The following is a 14571-nucleotide window of genomic DNA, read 5'->3' as shown; positions in this document are numbered from 1 at the left end:
GGAATAATCGCGGCTGAAGCAGAGTTTTAACCGAAGCAGAATAGATGCAATCAGAGGCATCACGAGGCAGACCATGAATTTCGATCGATGGACCCGCCACGTCGCGTTGCTGTTCGTCGCGCTGAGCGTGCTGCTGTCCGGCTGCACGACCTACGTGACGACACAGGTCACGGCGTTCTCCGACTGGACCGGCAGCGACTCAACCCGCACCTATGCGTTCACGCGCCACGAGGATCAGAAGAACAATCTCGAACTGAGCGCCTACGAGCGGATCGTCGCAAACGAGCTCGCCGTGCACGCGTTCCGCGAAGTCCCTCACGACGACGCGCGTTATCTCGTGGAGCTCGCCTATGGCATCCGCTCGGATGTCGTGACCGTCGCGCAGCCGGTCTACTACAACCCGTGGCCCGGCCCTTACTGGGGCCGGCCGTTCGATCCGTGGGGTCCGTGGGGGCCGTTCCCGGCGACATACGTGAACCAGAGCTACCCGGTGTACACGCATCTGCTCGGCATCCGGATCACCGAGCGTGCGAGCGGCCGGGAGGTCTACAACGTGACGGCGCGCAATTTCGGCGAGGAGTCGTCGCTGGTGCGGGCGATGCCTTATCTGGCGCGTAGCGCGCTGGCGGACTTCCCGCTGGCCAACGGCGCCGTGCATACCGTGAAGATCCCGCTCGGCGGCGGCGCGGCTGCGAACGAAGTGTCTCTGCCAGCGGCGCCGCCGCCCGCAGGTCCGGCGCCGGCGCCGAAGCCGGCGCAGTAGCTCAGACCCCGACCCCGAACAAGGCCATTGCGCCCAGCACGACGAACATCACCGCGGCGATGCCGTGCACGAGCTTGGTCGGCAGACGATGCGCGAAGCGGTCGCCGAGCAGGATCGCCGGCACGTTCGCGATCATCATGCCGAGCGTCGTGCCGGCCACCACGCCGAAGAAATCGTGAAAGCGCGCGGCGAGGGCGACCGTCGCGATCTGCGTCTTGTCGCCCATCTCGGCAAGGAAGAACGTGACGACCGTGGCGCCGAACACGCCGAAGTGCGTGCGGTTCGTGTTGGCTTCCTCATCTTCGAGCTTGTCTGGCACCAGAATCCACAGCCCCATGCCGATGAACGACGCCGCCAGCGCCCAGCGCATGACGGTCGGCGTCAGCATCGAGCCGAGCCACGCGCCGAGCGCGCCGGCGCCTGCGTGATTGATCAGCGTCGCCGCGAGCACGCCGAGAATAATCGGCATCGGCTTGCGATAGCGCGCGGCGAGCACGAGCGACAGCAGTTGAGTCTTGTCGCCGATTTCGGCGAGCGCGACCGCGCCGGTCGAAATGAGAAAAGCTTGATTCACGTTGAATGGATTCCTCGGGCCGAAGATGAACGAGCGACGACCCACGACACGCCGGGCCCTGTTGCGGCGCGTGTGGATCATCGGTCTCGCCAGGCCAGAGGCTGCGACTGCCATGGCCGTGCTGGCCAAGTGTGTTGACAGGCGCCCCCGCGAGCCACACGTGCGACGCACCGGCGAAGCGGTGCGGACGTGCCGCGGGGCGGCTACTCCCCAATGAGGGGCGGAGTATAGCAGGCGCCGCAGCATCGTTGTGACGAATGTTATTCGGGCGCCGACGACGCGGCGGGGGTGTTTTCGCTCTACGACGTATTGCGCGAAAGACCAATGAAAGGTTTTTTGCTCGCTTCTGTCGGCGTTGGCACGCCAGCGCCGACGCGCGAAAACGGCCTTCCGGTGCGTCGCCGCGGCCGGCTGCGTCAAATCGTCTAACAATGTGTTGCGCGGCAGGCGCGGATACAGATGGATACGTCTTTCCTCGACGATTTGCTTCAAAATACCCGGCACTATTCGGCCACAAAAGGAGCTCGATCCGCCATCCACCGCACCGATTGTCAGGGGCGCCTGACAAATCAGGCCCGATCGCCGGTGCTGCATTCCCATGCCAGCAGACCGGTCGATCCCGGCTGGAACCCCCCGATCCGCGCGGCGCCGCTCGCTGTGACGGCTCTGTATTCCGTCAGGCGCTCGAGCCCCTTTCCCGTTTCTACGCGCGAACACCATATGCCCGATCTGCACTGGACCATTCCGGTCGGTCGCTGGTCTAGCTGGCCGGCTACCTCGCCTGCCGCACCCGATGTCGGCTTTATCGAGCCGATCGTGCGGCGGCGTCTCAGCACGCTGTCCAAGGTCGCGCTCAAGGTCGCGCACGACTGCGTCGCGCAGGAACCCGCGCGCGTGGTTTTCGCGTCGCGGCACGGGGAATTGCGGCGCACCACCGACATCCTGCGCAGCATCAGCGCGGGCGAACCGGTGTCGCCGACTGCTTTCAGTCTGTCGGTGCTGAACGCGATGACCGGCGTGTTCGGGATCGCGCGCGGCGACCGCTCGGCCGCGAGCGCGGTATCGGCTGGTGCGCAGACGCTCGGCTATGCGCTGCTCGAAGCGTACGCGCAATTCGCGGCACAACCGGACGTGCCGGTGCTGCTCGTCTATGCCGACGAACCGGCCGATCTCGCGTACGGCACGATCGAAGACGAAGTGCACGGCGGCGCGATCGCGGTGTTGCTCGACAAGGATGCGGCTGCAGGGCACGTTGTTTGCTCCCTGACCCGCACCGACGAAGCGGTGGCCGGGCAACCCGGCGAGCGGCGAACCGCACCGAGCGGCGCCACGAGCTTTCCGACCCAGAGCCAGGCGCTGCTGCACTGCCTCGAAACCGGCCAGCCCGCACGCTGGCAGCGCGCCGGCGCGCTGTGGCACTGGAGGTGGGATGAGCGCGCGGCTTGATTACGCGTGGCGTTTTTGCGCGACCGGCCTCGCCTTCGTCGCGTTCGGCGTGTGCGGCGTGCTGTTTTCGGTGCTCGTGTTTCCGCTCGCGTGGTTGTGGCCGCATCGCGCGTCCCGGCAGCGTGTCGTGACCGTCGTGATTCACCGGTTTTTCCGCGCGCTCGTCGCGGTGCTGCGGGGCCTCGGCGTGATGGAACTCGAAGTATCCGGGGCCGAGGCGTTGCGCGCGGGCGGACCGGCGATCGTCGTCGCGAATCACCCGACTTACCTCGACGTGATGGTCCTGCTGTCGCTGACGCCGCGCGCATGCTGTGTCGTCAAGCACGCGCATTGGCAAAACCCGTGTTTCTGGGGCATCGTGCGCGCGGCCGAATACGTGAGCAACGCGGACGCGATTGCGCTCGTCGAGGCGGGAGCCAGGCAGCTCGCGGCCGGTTACACGATGATCATTTTTCCCGAAGGCACGCGCAGCCCCGCGCCGAACCGGCTTCACGCGTTTTCGCGCGGTTTCGCGCACATGGCGCTGAAGGCCGGTGCGCCGATCGTGCCGGTGTTGATGGATTGCGATCCGCCCGCGTTCACGCGGCAGATGCGCTGGTACCACGTGCCGGCGCGCGCTTTCCGGATGCGCGTGAACGTGCTCGCGCCGCTTGGCGTCGCCGAGCTGGCCGCGCACGACACCACCGCGGCCATCGCGGCGCGCAGCGTGACGAATGCCGTAGAAGCCCACATTACCCAGCACCTGTTCGATTATGGATTCTTTAAAACTGGAAATTAAAAAGCTTCTGATCGAAGCCCTCGATCTCGAAGACCTGAGCCCCGCCGATATCGACGACGATGCCCCGTTGTTCGGTTCCGACGGCATCGGTCTCGATTCGATCGACGCGCTCGAAATCGGCATCGTGCTGCGCAAACAATACCAACTGACCATCGCGGCGAACGACGAACGTACCCGCGAGCACTTTCGCTCGATCAATACGCTCGCCGCGCTGGTCGCGAGCCAGCGCGAAGCGGCGCACGCTGCGAACGAAACCGCAAGGAAGGGGATTGAATCGTGACCGAGACTGAGATTCTCGAGCGCATCCGCGCGATCTTTCAGGAAAACTTCGCGATCGAGCCGCAGCGCGTGACGCCCGACGCTCATCTGTTCGAAGACCTCGATCTCGACAGCATCGACGCGGTCGATCTCGCGATCAAGCTGCAGGAGATGACCGGCCGCCGCATCAAGCCGGAGAACTTCAAATCCGTGCGCACGGTCGGCGACGTGATCGGCGCGGTCGAATCGCTGCTCGCGGCGCAAGGCTGATGCGGGCCGCGCACTCGCGCATGCAGATGCCGGAGCCACCTCACGCCGCAAGCGGGTCCGGCGCGCGGCCTCGCTGGAGCAGGACCGTCGTGCTGGTGCTGCTGAAACTCGCTTACCCCGTGCTGATCCTGTGTGCCTGGCGCTGGGATGCGCCGCGTCTGGTCGGCGGCATGCTGCTCGTGACCTTGTGGCTGCAGCGCTGGGCCGGCGGCGGTCCGCTCGCGATTCCGCTGCGGCAGCTTTCCAGACTCGACTGGAGCGTGGTGGCGATGCTGAGTTGCGCGTCGGCGACGATCGTCGTCACCGATAGCGAACTGCTGCTGCGCTTCTATCCGTTGCTCGTCAATCTCGGTTTGCTGATCGCGTTCGGCGCGACGCTCGTGCGCGGGCCGTCGATGATCGAAAAATTCGCGCGCCTCGGCAGTCCCGATCTGCCGCCCGGTGCGGTGCACTATACGCGGCGCGTGACCCAGGTGTGGTGCGCGTTCTTCGTGCTGAACGGCGCGTTCTCCGCCTATACCGCGCTCTATTGGAGCCGCGCGGCCTGGTCGCTGTACAACGGCGCGATCGCCTATGTACTGATCGGCGTGCTGCTGGCGGGCGAATACGTGTGGCGACGCCTGTTCGTGCTGCCGCGCGCCGCGCGCGCGGATTCGGAGTCGGCCTGATGATCGCGTTGCATGATCTGTTGTCGGCCGATGCCGCGCTCGCAACGCCCGCCGCACCGGTGTGCCGCGACGGCGCCGTGCTGCTCGATCGCGCGGCGTTTCGCGCGCGCGTCGCTGGCTTGATCGAACTCGTGCAAACGCACGACTCGCGGCGCTGTGCGCTTTGTATCGACGATCCGTTCGAGTTCGCGTGCGCGTTGTTCGCGCTGTTCGCGTGCGGCAAGGAGCCGGTGATTCCTGCCAGTGCAACGCCGGGCTACCTTGCCGATCTCGCTGACGCGTACGACTTCCTGCTGACGGATGCGGATCTGCCGCCGTTCGTCGCAGAGACGCATGCCGTCACGGCCAACACCGCGCTACCGATCGACCCCCGCGCGCCGCTGACGCTCTACACATCCGGCAGCAGCGGCGCGCCGAAGCCGATCCGCAAGGCGCTCGCGCAATTCAACGCCGAAGTCCACACGCTCGAACAGCAGTGGGGCGCATTGCTCGGCGACGCGACGATGCTCGCGAGCGTGCCGCATCACCACATCTACGGTCTGCTGTTTCGCGTGTTGTGGCCGCTCGCGGCGGGCCGCGCGTTCGATCGCGCAATCGGCACGGAGCCGCTGCAGCTGCAGGCGCGCATCGCGCAATGCGGCGCGACGGCGGTCGTGTCGACGCCCGCGCAACTGTCGCGCTGGCCCGCGTTGCCGGGCTTCGCCGCGCTCGCGCCCGCGCCGCGCGCGTTCTTTTCGTCGGGCGGCCCGCTCGCGGCCGACGCCGCGCAGGCCTATGCGGCGAGCTACGGCGCGGCGCCGCTCGAAATCTACGGCAGCACGGAAACCGGCGGAATCGCGTGGCGGCGTCAGGATCAGGGCGACGCGTGGCAGCCGGTCGCCGGCGCCGAGGTGCGCCGCGACGACGACGGCGCGCTGTGCGTGCGCTCGCCGCATCTCGATCACGACGGCTGGCATCGTACGGGCGATCGCATCGCGTTCGACGCCGATGGGCGCTTCCGCTTGCAAGGGCGCCTCGACCGCGTGCTGAAGCTCGGCGGCAAGCGCGTGTCGCTGCCGGAGCTGGAGGCGCGTCTCGCGTTGCATCCCTATGTCGCGCAGGCGGCGCTGGTGCCGCTCCAAGGCGCGACGCGCGAACGGGTCGGCGCAGTGGTCGCGCTGACCGAAGCGGGCGGCGCGACATTGCGTGATGAAGGCCGCGTCGCGCTCGCGAAAACACTGCGCCGGCATCTGGCCGATTACTTCGATGCGGTCGTGCTGCCGCGTCACTGGCGTTTTCGAGTGAGCCTGCCATTCGACGCGCGCGGCAAGCTGCCTGGGAGCGCGGTCGCGGCCGCGTTCGCGCCGCTCGCCGAGGGTATGGAAGTGCTGGCCGAAACGCGCGTCGGCAACACGCTGCACTTTGTGCTGCGAGTGCCGCCGTCGCTCCAGCATCTCAGCGGCCACTTCCCGGGCCTGCCGATTCTGCCGGGCGTCGTGCAGGTGGACTGGGCGGCGCGGCTCGCGGCCGGGCATTGGCCGCGGGTGCGCGCGGTGGCGTCGGTCGATCGGCTGAAGTTCATGGCGCCGGTGTTGCCCGGTGCGGTGCTCGAGCTCACGCTCGCCTACGATGCCGCGCGCCGGCGCGTGCAGTTCGCGTACCGGCTCGACGGTCGCGAATGCGCGTCGGGCGTGCTCGTGCATCGGGAGGACGCGTGATGAAGTTCGCGCCCTGCATCGTCATTCCGATCTACAACCACAAGGACGCGATCGGCGCGACCGTCGCCAATCTCGCGGTGCACGGCTTGCCGATCTTCGTCGTCGATGACGGCAGCGACGAGCCGACCCAGCAGGTACTCGCCGCGCTCGCGCTGCGATACGCGCAGCAGATGACGCTGCTGCGTCTGCCCGAAAACGGCGGCAAGGGCGCGGCGGTGATGGCGGGCCTGCGCGCGGCGCGCGCCGCGGGCTACACGCACGCGCTGCAGATCGACGCCGACGGCCAGCACGACGCGACCGACGTGCCGCGCTTTCTCGATGCCGCGCGCGCCGAACCCGACGCGGTGATTCTCGGCCGTCCCGTGTACGACGACAGCGTGCCGAAGGCACGTCTGTACGGCCGCTATCTGACCCACGTATGGGTGTGGATCGAGACGCTGTCGCTGACGATCCGCGATTCGATGTGCGGCTTTCGTCTGTATCCGCTCGCGCTCGCATGCGAGCTGATCGACAGCGTCCGGCTGCCGACACGCATGGACTTCGACATCGAGATCCTCGTGCGACTGCACTGGCGGCGCGCCGCGTTCCGCTCGATCCCGACGCGCGTGACCTACGCGGCCGACGGCGTGTCGCATTTCGACGTGCTGTGGGACAACGTGCGCATCAGCCGCAGCCATACGCGGCTCGTGTTCGGCATGCTGTGTCGTCTGCCGCTGCTGCTCGCGCACAAGCTGATGCCGCGCCGCGGCGCGCTCGCCGACACAGCGGACGAACCCGCCGGCGATCCCCGGCCCGAAGCGTGGTGGCGCATCGCCGAACGCGGCAGCCGCCTCGGCATGAGCCTGCTCGCGCTGAGCTGCAAGCTGTTCGGCCGCCGCTTCACCGCACTGTGGCTGCATCCGGTCGTCGCGTATTTTCTGCTGACCGGCCGCGCCGCGCGCGCCGCATCGGCCAACTACTTCGCGCATCTGAACGCGGTCGCGCCGTCGGCGAATACGCCGCGCCCGGGGTGGCTCTCCGCGTATCGCCATATGCTCGCGTTCGCGCAATCGGGCTTCGACAAGCTCGCCGCATGGACCGGCCGCGTCGACGACACCGACGTCACGTTCGACGATGCCGCGGCATTCGAAGCCTTGATCGCGAGCGGCAAGGGCGCGCTCGTAATCGGCGCACACCTCGGCAATCTGGAGATGATGCGTGCGCTCGCAATCCGCGGCGATCACGCGAAGGTCACGGCGGTCGTCTACACCGAACATGCGCGGCGCTTCAACGAGGTGCTGGCGGCGTCGAATCGCGAGTTCGCGCGGCATCTGCTCGAAGTCGGCGACTTCGGTCCCGAGACCGCGGTGCTGATGCAGCAGCGCATCGATGCGGGCGAGCTGCTGGTGATCGTCGGCGACCGGGTGCCGGCGCGCGAGGCGGGGCGCACCACCGACGCGCAATTTCTCGGCGCGAGCGCGCCGTTCGCGCAAGGGCCCTACGTGCTCGCGCATGCGCTCGGCTGTCCGGTCTACCTGTTCTTCTGCCTGAAGGAACGCGACGGCTATCGCATGTACTTCGAACCGTTCGCCGAGCGCATCGAGCTGCCGCGCCGCGAACGCGCGCAGCATCTGGCCGCGTGGGCGCAACGCTACGCGCTGCGCCTCGAACACTATTGCCGCAAGGCCCCATATCAATGGTTCAACTTCTTCGATTTCTGGGCCGGCTCCGAGCGAGGCGCGAATGGCCGATCATGATCTGAACGATGTGCGATCCGCACCCGTTGTAGCGAATGCCGCTTGCGCTGGCGACTGCGCGCCGGTCGTCGTCGGTGCGCGCCGACTGACGATCGAAGAGGTCGTCGCGATTGCGCGGCAGCGCGCGTGCGTCGCGCTGAGCGACGACCCCGCATGGCGTGCGCGCATCGAGCGCGGCGCGGCGTTCCTGCGTCGCCAGTTGGCCGCCGGCGCGACCGTGTACGGCGTCAACACCGGTTATGGCGACGCCTGCGTGGTCGACGTGCCGATGGCGCTCGTCGAGGCATTGCCGCTGCAACTGACGCGTTATCACGGCTGCGGCATGGGCGCGTATCTCGACGATGCGCAAACCCTCGCCGTGATCGCCGCACGTCTGAATTCGCTCGCGTATGGCTTTTCGGGCGTGCGCACGGCGCTGCTCGAACGCCTCGCGGCGTTGATCAATCATCGCGTGTTGCCGCGCATTCCGTCCGAGGGCTCGGTCGGCGCGAGCGGCGATCTGACGCCGCTGTCGTACGTGGCGGCGGCGCTCGCGGGCGAGCGCGACGTGCAGTACGCCGGCGCGTTGCGCGCGGCGCGCGACGTGTGGGCCGAGCTGGGTGTCGAGCCGCTGACGCTCGCGCCGAAGGAAGGCCTCGCGCTGATGAACGGCACCGCCGTGATGACGGGTCTCGCGTGTCTCGCGGTAGCGCGCGCGGAGCACCTGACGCGGCTGGTCGCCCGTCTGACCGCGCTGGCGACCGTCGCGCTCGACGGCCGCGCCGCGCACTTCGACGCGACGCTATTCGATGTGAAGCCGCACGCGGGCCAGGCCGAAGCGGCCGCGTGGATCCGCGCCGATCTGGCCGGCCGCGCCGACACGCCCGGGCATCGTCTGCAGGACCGCTATTCGATTCGCTGCGCGCCGCATGTGATCGGCGTCGCGCGCGATGCGCTCGGCTGGGTGCGCCGCGACGTCGAAAACGAGCTGAACAGTGCGAACGACAATCCGCTCATCGATCCCGACAACGAACGCATCTTGCACGGCGGCAACTTCTATGGCGGCCATATCGCGTTCGCGATGGATGCGCTGAAGGTCGCCGTCGCCAATCTGGCGGATCTGATGGACCGGCAGCTCGCGCTGCTGGTCGATGTCAACTTCAACAATGGCTTGCCGCGCAATCTGTCGGGCGCGGCGCCCGAACGCGCGGCGATCAATCACGGTTTCAAGGCCGTGCAGATTTCATCGTCCGCCTGGAGCGCCGAGGCGCTGAAGAACACGATGCCCGCGAGCGTGTTCTCGCGCTCGACCGAAGCGCACAATCAGGACAAGGTCAGCATGGGCACGATCGCCGCGCGCGACTGCCTGCGCGTGCTCGAATTGAGCGAGCAGGTCGCCGCCGCGCACACGCTCGCGACGGTGCAGGCCGTGCGTTTGCGCTTGCGCATCGATAGCGCGACGCCGCTGCCCGCGCCGCTGCGCGCATTCATCGACGAGATAGGCGCGCATTCGCCCTTCGTCGACGAGGACCGCGCGCTCGAAGGCGAGCTGCGCGCGCTGACCGCGCGCATTGCCGCGTGCGAACTGCTGGACATGATCGACGATCAGGAAGGAGTCAAGCTATGAGCGAGCCCGCGAAAACGCAGCACGTGCTCGCCGCGAGCGCGACCGTCGAAGTGCCGTTTCACGACGTCGACGCGATGAACGTGTGCTGGCACGGCAATTATCTGAAGTACTTCGAGTTGGGCCGCGCGGCGCTGTTGCGCGCGTTCGACTACGACTATCGCCAGATGCGGGCGTCCGGCTATCTGTGGCCGATCGTCGAGGCGCATCTGAAGTACGTGCGGGCCGCCGTGTACGGACAGAAGCTCGAAGTGCGCGCGCAACTGCTCGAATACGAAAACCGCCTGAAAATAGGCTATGAAATCGTCGATTGCGAATCGGGTGCGCGGCTCACGAAGGGCTATACGATCCAGGTCGCCGTCGATGCCGCCACCGAGGAATTGCAGTTCGTGTCGCCGCAGGTCGTATTCGACAAGCTGGAGCGCGTATGGGGACGATGAACCGACGTGCGTCCGTGTCGCGGATCGCGGGCGTGATCGGCATGATCGGCGCGCTGTGCGTGCCCGGATGGGCAGCACCGGCGCATGCGGCAACGGCTAACACTGCGCCGGCCAACGCCGCGCTCGTCTCACAGATCGCCGCGCATCTCGCGCAGCCCAAGGGCGTGCGCTCGCAATTCACGCAGACGCAGACGCTCGCCGCGATGAAGCAGCCGCTCGTCAGCAACGGCACGTTGCTGTTCTTCCGCGAGCGCGGCGTGATCTGGCAAATCGACACGCCGTACAAGGCCACCTACGTGATCACCGACGCCGGTGTCGCGCAGGTCGACGCCAGCGGCCGACGTGTGAGCACACATGGCGCACAGGGCACGCGCGGCGTCGCGCAGGTGTCGAAGATGATGCGTGCGATGCTCGGCGGCGATCTGTCGGCGCTGTACTCGCAGTTCGACGTCAGCGCCGAAGGCAGCGTCGCGCAATGGCGCATGCGCCTCACGCCGAATCAACCGCAGCTCGCGCAATCGATCAAAGGCCTCGACATGAGCGGCGGCGATTATCTGCAAAGCCTGCGCATCACGCTCGCGAACGGCGACGTGACGAAGCTCGAGTTCGCGAACAGCACGGCCGTCGCCGAGCCGACGCCGGACGAGCGCAGCCTGTTCGGAGCGCCGTGATGGAGATGCCGCAGCAGCGAGCCGCGAAACGCGCATGGGGCGTGCGCACCGCTTGGCTCGTGCTCGCGCTGCTGGCGGCGCTGTATTGCGGCTGGCGCTTCGCCGGACCGTCACCGCTCGAAACCAATCTGCTCGCGCTGCTGCCCGCGACCGAAGCGGACCCGGTCGCCGAAAAAGCGGTCGACACGCTCGCGAGCGCGCTCGGCGATCGCACCGTGCTGCTCGTCACGAGCCGCGACGATGCGCACGCGAAAGCGGCCGCGAAGCAACTGGGTGCGTCGTTGCGAAAGAGCGGCGCATTTGCGTCGGTGACGGCCGAACTGCCGCCGTTCGACCTGTCGCAGATCGCGGCGCTGTATCTGCCGTACCGCTTCGGCCTGCTCGCGCCGGCCGATCGCACCGCACTCGCGAGCGCCAGCGCGACGACGCTGCACGACATGCTCGCGCAGCGCATCTACAGCCCATTGCAAGGCGGCCTCAGCACGCAACTCGCCGACGATCCGTTCGGCTGGCTCGAACGCTGGCTCGGCGATTTGCCGCTCGCGACCACGAATCTCGAAGTCGAGGACAACCTGCTGGTGTCGCATCGTCACGACGCGCAAGGCGACACCACCGGCGTGCTGATCATCGCGACGCTGCCGGGCTCCGCTTATGAAACGAAGACGCAGCGCGCGGTGCACGCGGCGCTCGCCGACGCGGAAAATACGTTGCGCCGGGCGTTCCCCGATGTATCGGTCGCGCGCACCGGCGCCGTGTTCTACGCCGAGGCCGCGCGCAGCGCTGCCGAACGCGAGGTGCACGTGATCGGCATCGCGTCGCTATGCGGCATCGCGCTGCTGATGATGTGGGTTTTTCGCTCGCCGCGTCTGTTGCTGCTCGGCTTCGTCTCGACCGCGCTCGGCATCGTCTGCGCGCTCGCGGCGACGCTGCTGATCTTCGGCAAGCTGCATCTGTTGACGCTCGTGTTCGGCGCGAGCCTGATCGGCGAGGCCGTCGACTATTCGATCCAGTATTTCGTCGTTTATCTCGGCGCGGGCCGCGACTGGGATGCGCGGCGCGGCGCGCGCAGCGTGCGGCCCGCGCTGAGCGTGGCGCTGGCGACGAGCCTGCTCGGCTACGCGATCCTGATGTGGGTGCCGTTCCCCGCGTTGAAGCAGATCGCGTGCTTCGCGATGGTGGGCATCACGACCGCGTTCGCGTCGGTGCTGTGGCTGCTGCCCGCGCTGCTCGCGCGCGCGCCGAAGCGCAGCCCGCGACGCGTGTTCGCGGGCGCGGCGCGGCTGCTTGCGCGCTGGCAGCATGCGCTCGGCGGCAAGCGTGCGCCGCTGGTCGCCGCGCTGCTGCTGATCGCGTCGGCGCCCGGCTGGCTGCGTCTGACCAGCGACGACGACATCCATCTGCTGATCCAACGCGATGCGTCGCTGGCCGCGCAGGAAGATACGGTGCGCGCAGCGGTCGGCGTCGATAACAGCGCGCAGTTTTTCGTCGTACGCGGCGCGACCCAGGAAGCGGTGCTGCAACGCGCCGAAGCGCTCGGCGCGAAGCTCGATGCGCTGAACGGCACCGCGGATAGCGTCGGCGGCTATCAGTCGATCGCGCAGTTCGTGCCGTCCGCGCAACGTCAGAACGAAGATCGCGCGCTGCTTGCACAGCATGTGTTCGACGACACGGCCGCGTTGCGCGCGACGCTGCTGCAAGCGGGCTTCAAGGACGAAGTCGCCGAGGCGTGGCTCGCCGGCTTCGCTCAGCCGCCCGCGCCGCTGACCGTCGAGCGCTGGCTCGCGGCGCCTTGGTCGCAGCCGTATCGGCATTTGTGGCTCGGCGCGGTGGGATCGAACGACGCGAACCAGGCGCATGAAACAAGCTATGCGGCCGTCGTGATCCCGCAAGGCGTGACGCCGCGCAACGAGCCCGCGCTGATCGCGCTCGCTCAAGGCCTGCCCGGCGTCGTGTTCGTCGACAAGGCCGCGAGCGTATCGAAGCTGTTCGGCGCGTATCGCGTGGATAGCGGCTGGTGGCTCGGCGGCGCGCTCGTGCTCGTGTGCGCGCTGCTGATGCTGCGCTACGGGGCGCGCGGCGGTATCGCCACGACCTTGCCCGTGTTGTTCGCGGTCGGCGTCGCACTGGCGGTGTTCGGCTATGCGGGCGTGCCGCTCAATCTGTTCAACTGGCTCGCGCTGATGCTGGTGCTCGGCGTCGGCGCAAACTATGCGGTGTTCCTGCGCGAAGGCTGCGCGCGCGCGGACGCGGATCTCGGCGCGGTGTGGACCGGCGTGCTGCTGTCGGCGGCGACCACGTTGTTGTCGTTCGGCATGCTCGGCGTCAGTGCGATGCCCGCGCTCCGGAGTTTCGGCACCACGCTCGCGCTCGGCATCGCGGTTGCCGTGTTGCTCGCGCCTATCGGCATGCCATCGGCGCAGTCATCGGCGCAGTCATCGAATAAGTCATCGGGCAAGTCATCGGAATCACGGAGGGCGGGATGAAAGCGCCAACAGTCTATTTGCACGCGCTCGGCATGATCAACGCGCTCGGTGGCGACGTCGAACAGATCGTGCCGGCGCTCGCTGCCGCGAATTCGCCCGGCATGGGCAACGTGCATACCGGCATCGGCGACGCGTTCGTCGGCAGTGTGCTCGCGCCGCTCGAACTCGCGCCGCGGGCCGATCTCGCGCGCTACGACTGCCGCAACAACCGGCTGCTGCTCACGGCGCTCGCGCAGATCGCGCCCGCGATCGAAGCCGCGCGCGAGCGCTACGGCCCGGAGCGCATCGGCGTCGTGCTCGGCACCAGCACGTCGGGCATCGAAGCGGCCGAAACCGCGTTCGTCTATCACGCCCGGGCCGGCGAGCTGCCAGAGAGCTTCAACTACCGGCAGATGGAAATCGGCACGGCCGCGCCATTCGCGGCCGCCGCGCTCGGCGTGCAGGGACCGGCGTTTACGATTTCGACCGCGTGCACGTCAAGCGCGAAGGCGTTCGCGTCGGCGCGTCGGCTGCTGCAATTGCGGCTGTGCGATGCGGTCGTCGTCGGTGGTGTCGATTCGCTATGCGAATTGACGGTGCAGGGCTTTGCGTCGCTCGAATCGACCAGCAGCGCGCGCACCAATCCGATGAGCCGTAATCGCCGCGGCATCAACGTCGGCGAGGGCGCGGCCGTGTTCCTGATGAGCCGCGACGAAGCGGCGGTGCGGCTCGCGGGCGTCGGCGAATCGAGCGACGCGCATCATATTTCGGCGCCGGACCCGCAGGGCGTCGGCGGCGAACTCGCGCTTCGCGACGCGCTCGCGGACGCGGGCGTCGCGCCGTCGGCGGTCGGCTATGTGAATCTGCACGCGACCGCCACGCAGAAGAACGACGAAATGGAAGCGCATCTGATGGCGCGGGTCTTTCCGGACGGGGTCGCCGCGAGCGGCACCAAGCCGCTGACCGGCCATCAGCTCGGCGCGGCCGGCGCGACCGAACTCGGCTTCGCGTGGCTCACGCTCGCGCATGAGAACGCGACGCTGCCGCCGCATCTGTGGGACGGCGAAGCCGATCCCGCGCTGCCCGCGCTCGATCTCGTCGCCGGCGCGCGCCATCTGCCGCGCGGCACGGGCACGCAGTACGCGATGAGCAATTCGTTCGCGTTCGGCGGCAGCAATGTCAGCCTGATCCTCGCCCGGTAAAGC

Annotated in this window: 14 protein-coding genes and 1 riboswitch; of the genes, 13 read left to right on the top strand and 1 reads right to left on the bottom strand. The window is 67.9% G+C overall.

Annotation, left to right across the window (positions count from 1 at the left end; genetic code table 11):
* Positions 1 to 73: 73 nt before the first annotated feature.
* Positions 74 to 763 (top strand): DUF4136 domain-containing protein, encoded by a 690-nt coding sequence (locus VSR82_RS05215; protein ID WP_498857511.1) that lies wholly within the window; start codon positions 74 to 76, stop codon positions 761 to 763.
* A 1-nt stretch (position 764) separates the two neighbouring features.
* Here the strand turns inward: VSR82_RS05215 and VSR82_RS05210 are convergent, their stop codons facing one another.
* Positions 765 to 1337 carry a TMEM165/GDT1 family protein gene (locus tag VSR82_RS05210; RefSeq protein WP_368584905.1) on the bottom strand — a complete coding sequence of 191 codons (573 nt, stop codon included), beginning with the start codon at positions 1335 to 1337 and terminating at the stop codon, positions 765 to 767.
* A 10-nt stretch (positions 1338 to 1347) separates the two neighbouring features.
* A riboswitch (yybP-ykoY riboswitch) is annotated at positions 1348 to 1561 on the bottom strand.
* A 496-nt stretch (positions 1562 to 2057) separates the two neighbouring features.
* On the opposite strand from VSR82_RS05210, the gene VSR82_RS05205 reads away from it, so the two are divergent.
* From VSR82_RS05205 to VSR82_RS05150, 12 genes are read left to right on the top strand one after another with little or no spacing between them, the layout of a single operon-like run.
* Positions 2058 to 2783: a beta-ketoacyl synthase chain length factor gene (locus VSR82_RS05205; protein ID WP_429458316.1), complete on the top strand. Its 726-nt coding sequence runs from the start codon at positions 2058 to 2060 to the stop codon at positions 2781 to 2783.
* Positions 2767 to 3561, top strand: coding sequence for a 1-acyl-sn-glycerol-3-phosphate acyltransferase (locus VSR82_RS05200; RefSeq protein WP_410851915.1), 795 nt, complete (start codon positions 2767 to 2769; stop codon positions 3559 to 3561). Before VSR82_RS05205 ends, VSR82_RS05200 begins: the two co-directional genes overlap by 17 nt.
* Complete coding sequence (locus VSR82_RS05195; protein ID WP_176105339.1) at positions 3536 to 3841, top strand: phosphopantetheine-binding protein; 306 nt, start codon at positions 3536 to 3538, stop codon at positions 3839 to 3841. The genes VSR82_RS05200 and VSR82_RS05195 overlap by 26 nt, the downstream gene beginning before the upstream one ends.
* Positions 3838 to 4089: an acyl carrier protein gene (locus tag VSR82_RS05190; RefSeq protein WP_013090186.1), complete on the top strand. Its 252-nt coding sequence runs from the start codon at positions 3838 to 3840 to the stop codon at positions 4087 to 4089. The genes VSR82_RS05195 and VSR82_RS05190 overlap by 4 nt, the downstream gene beginning before the upstream one ends.
* Positions 4089 to 4757 carry a COG4648 family protein gene (locus VSR82_RS05185; RefSeq protein WP_429458318.1) on the top strand — a complete coding sequence of 223 codons (669 nt, stop codon included), beginning with the start codon at positions 4089 to 4091 and terminating at the stop codon, positions 4755 to 4757. The genes VSR82_RS05190 and VSR82_RS05185 overlap by 1 nt, the downstream gene beginning before the upstream one ends.
* A complete protein-coding gene (locus VSR82_RS05180; RefSeq protein WP_498857510.1) occupies positions 4757 to 6454 on the top strand; it encodes an ApeI family dehydratase in 1698 nt (565 codons plus the stop codon). Before VSR82_RS05185 ends, VSR82_RS05180 begins: the two co-directional genes overlap by 1 nt.
* Positions 6454 to 8190, top strand: a complete 1737-nt coding sequence (locus VSR82_RS05175; protein ID WP_429458322.1) for a glycosyltransferase family 2 protein — start codon at positions 6454 to 6456, stop codon at positions 8188 to 8190. Before VSR82_RS05180 ends, VSR82_RS05175 begins: the two co-directional genes overlap by 1 nt.
* The gene (locus tag VSR82_RS05170) at positions 8177 to 9796 is read left to right on the top strand and encodes an HAL/PAL/TAL family ammonia-lyase (RefSeq protein ID WP_429458324.1); all 1620 of its coding nucleotides are present in this window, start codon (positions 8177 to 8179) and stop codon (positions 9794 to 9796) included. The genes VSR82_RS05175 and VSR82_RS05170 overlap by 14 nt, the downstream gene beginning before the upstream one ends.
* Positions 9793 to 10233, top strand: coding sequence for an acyl-CoA thioesterase (locus tag VSR82_RS05165; RefSeq protein ID WP_368584899.1), 441 nt, complete (start codon positions 9793 to 9795; stop codon positions 10231 to 10233). The genes VSR82_RS05170 and VSR82_RS05165 overlap by 4 nt, the downstream gene beginning before the upstream one ends.
* Entirely contained in the window at positions 10221 to 10904 is a 684-nt protein-coding gene (locus tag VSR82_RS05160; protein WP_429458326.1) for a LolA family protein, read from the top strand. The genes VSR82_RS05165 and VSR82_RS05160 overlap by 13 nt, the downstream gene beginning before the upstream one ends.
* Entirely contained in the window at positions 10904 to 13387 is a 2484-nt protein-coding gene (locus VSR82_RS05155; protein ID WP_429458327.1) for an MMPL family transporter, read from the top strand. Before VSR82_RS05160 ends, VSR82_RS05155 begins: the two co-directional genes overlap by 1 nt.
* Entirely contained in the window at positions 13384 to 14568 is a 1185-nt protein-coding gene (locus tag VSR82_RS05150) for a beta-ketoacyl-[acyl-carrier-protein] synthase family protein (protein ID WP_429458328.1), read from the top strand. Before VSR82_RS05155 ends, VSR82_RS05150 begins: the two co-directional genes overlap by 4 nt.
* The last annotated feature ends 3 nt before the right edge of the window (positions 14569 to 14571 follow it).

Origin of the sequence: Burkholderia sp. JPY481 (assembly GCF_038900515.1) — a bacterium.
Lineage (GTDB): Bacteria > Pseudomonadota > Gammaproteobacteria > Burkholderiales > Burkholderiaceae > Paraburkholderia > Paraburkholderia youngii.
The sequence above is the reverse complement of the archived record's forward strand: the minus strand, read 5'-3'. Positions and strand labels throughout refer to the sequence as shown.

Coding starts and splice junctions, on each gene's coding strand:
- VSR82_RS05195 (WP_176105339.1), top strand. CDS start 3,536: ATGGATTCTTTAAAACTGGAAATTAAAAAGCTTCTGATCGAAGCCCTC.
- VSR82_RS05165 (WP_368584899.1), top strand. CDS start 9,793: ATGAGCGAGCCCGCGAAAACGCAGCACGTGCTCGCCGCGAGCGCGACC.
- VSR82_RS05170 (WP_429458324.1), top strand. CDS start 8,177: ATGGCCGATCATGATCTGAACGATGTGCGATCCGCACCCGTTGTAGCG.
- VSR82_RS05205 (WP_429458316.1), top strand. CDS start 2,058: ATGCCCGATCTGCACTGGACCATTCCGGTCGGTCGCTGGTCTAGCTGG.
- VSR82_RS05155 (WP_429458327.1), top strand. CDS start 10,904: ATGGAGATGCCGCAGCAGCGAGCCGCGAAACGCGCATGGGGCGTGCGC.
- VSR82_RS05175 (WP_429458322.1), top strand. CDS start 6,454: ATGAAGTTCGCGCCCTGCATCGTCATTCCGATCTACAACCACAAGGAC.
- VSR82_RS05180 (WP_498857510.1), top strand. CDS start 4,757: ATGATCGCGTTGCATGATCTGTTGTCGGCCGATGCCGCGCTCGCAACG.
- VSR82_RS05200 (WP_410851915.1), top strand. CDS start 2,767: ATGAGCGCGCGGCTTGATTACGCGTGGCGTTTTTGCGCGACCGGCCTC.
- VSR82_RS05160 (WP_429458326.1), top strand. CDS start 10,221: ATGGGGACGATGAACCGACGTGCGTCCGTGTCGCGGATCGCGGGCGTG.
- VSR82_RS05150 (WP_429458328.1), top strand. CDS start 13,384: ATGAAAGCGCCAACAGTCTATTTGCACGCGCTCGGCATGATCAACGCG.
- VSR82_RS05215 (WP_498857511.1), top strand. CDS start 74: ATGAATTTCGATCGATGGACCCGCCACGTCGCGTTGCTGTTCGTCGCG.
- VSR82_RS05185 (WP_429458318.1), top strand. CDS start 4,089: ATGCGGGCCGCGCACTCGCGCATGCAGATGCCGGAGCCACCTCACGCC.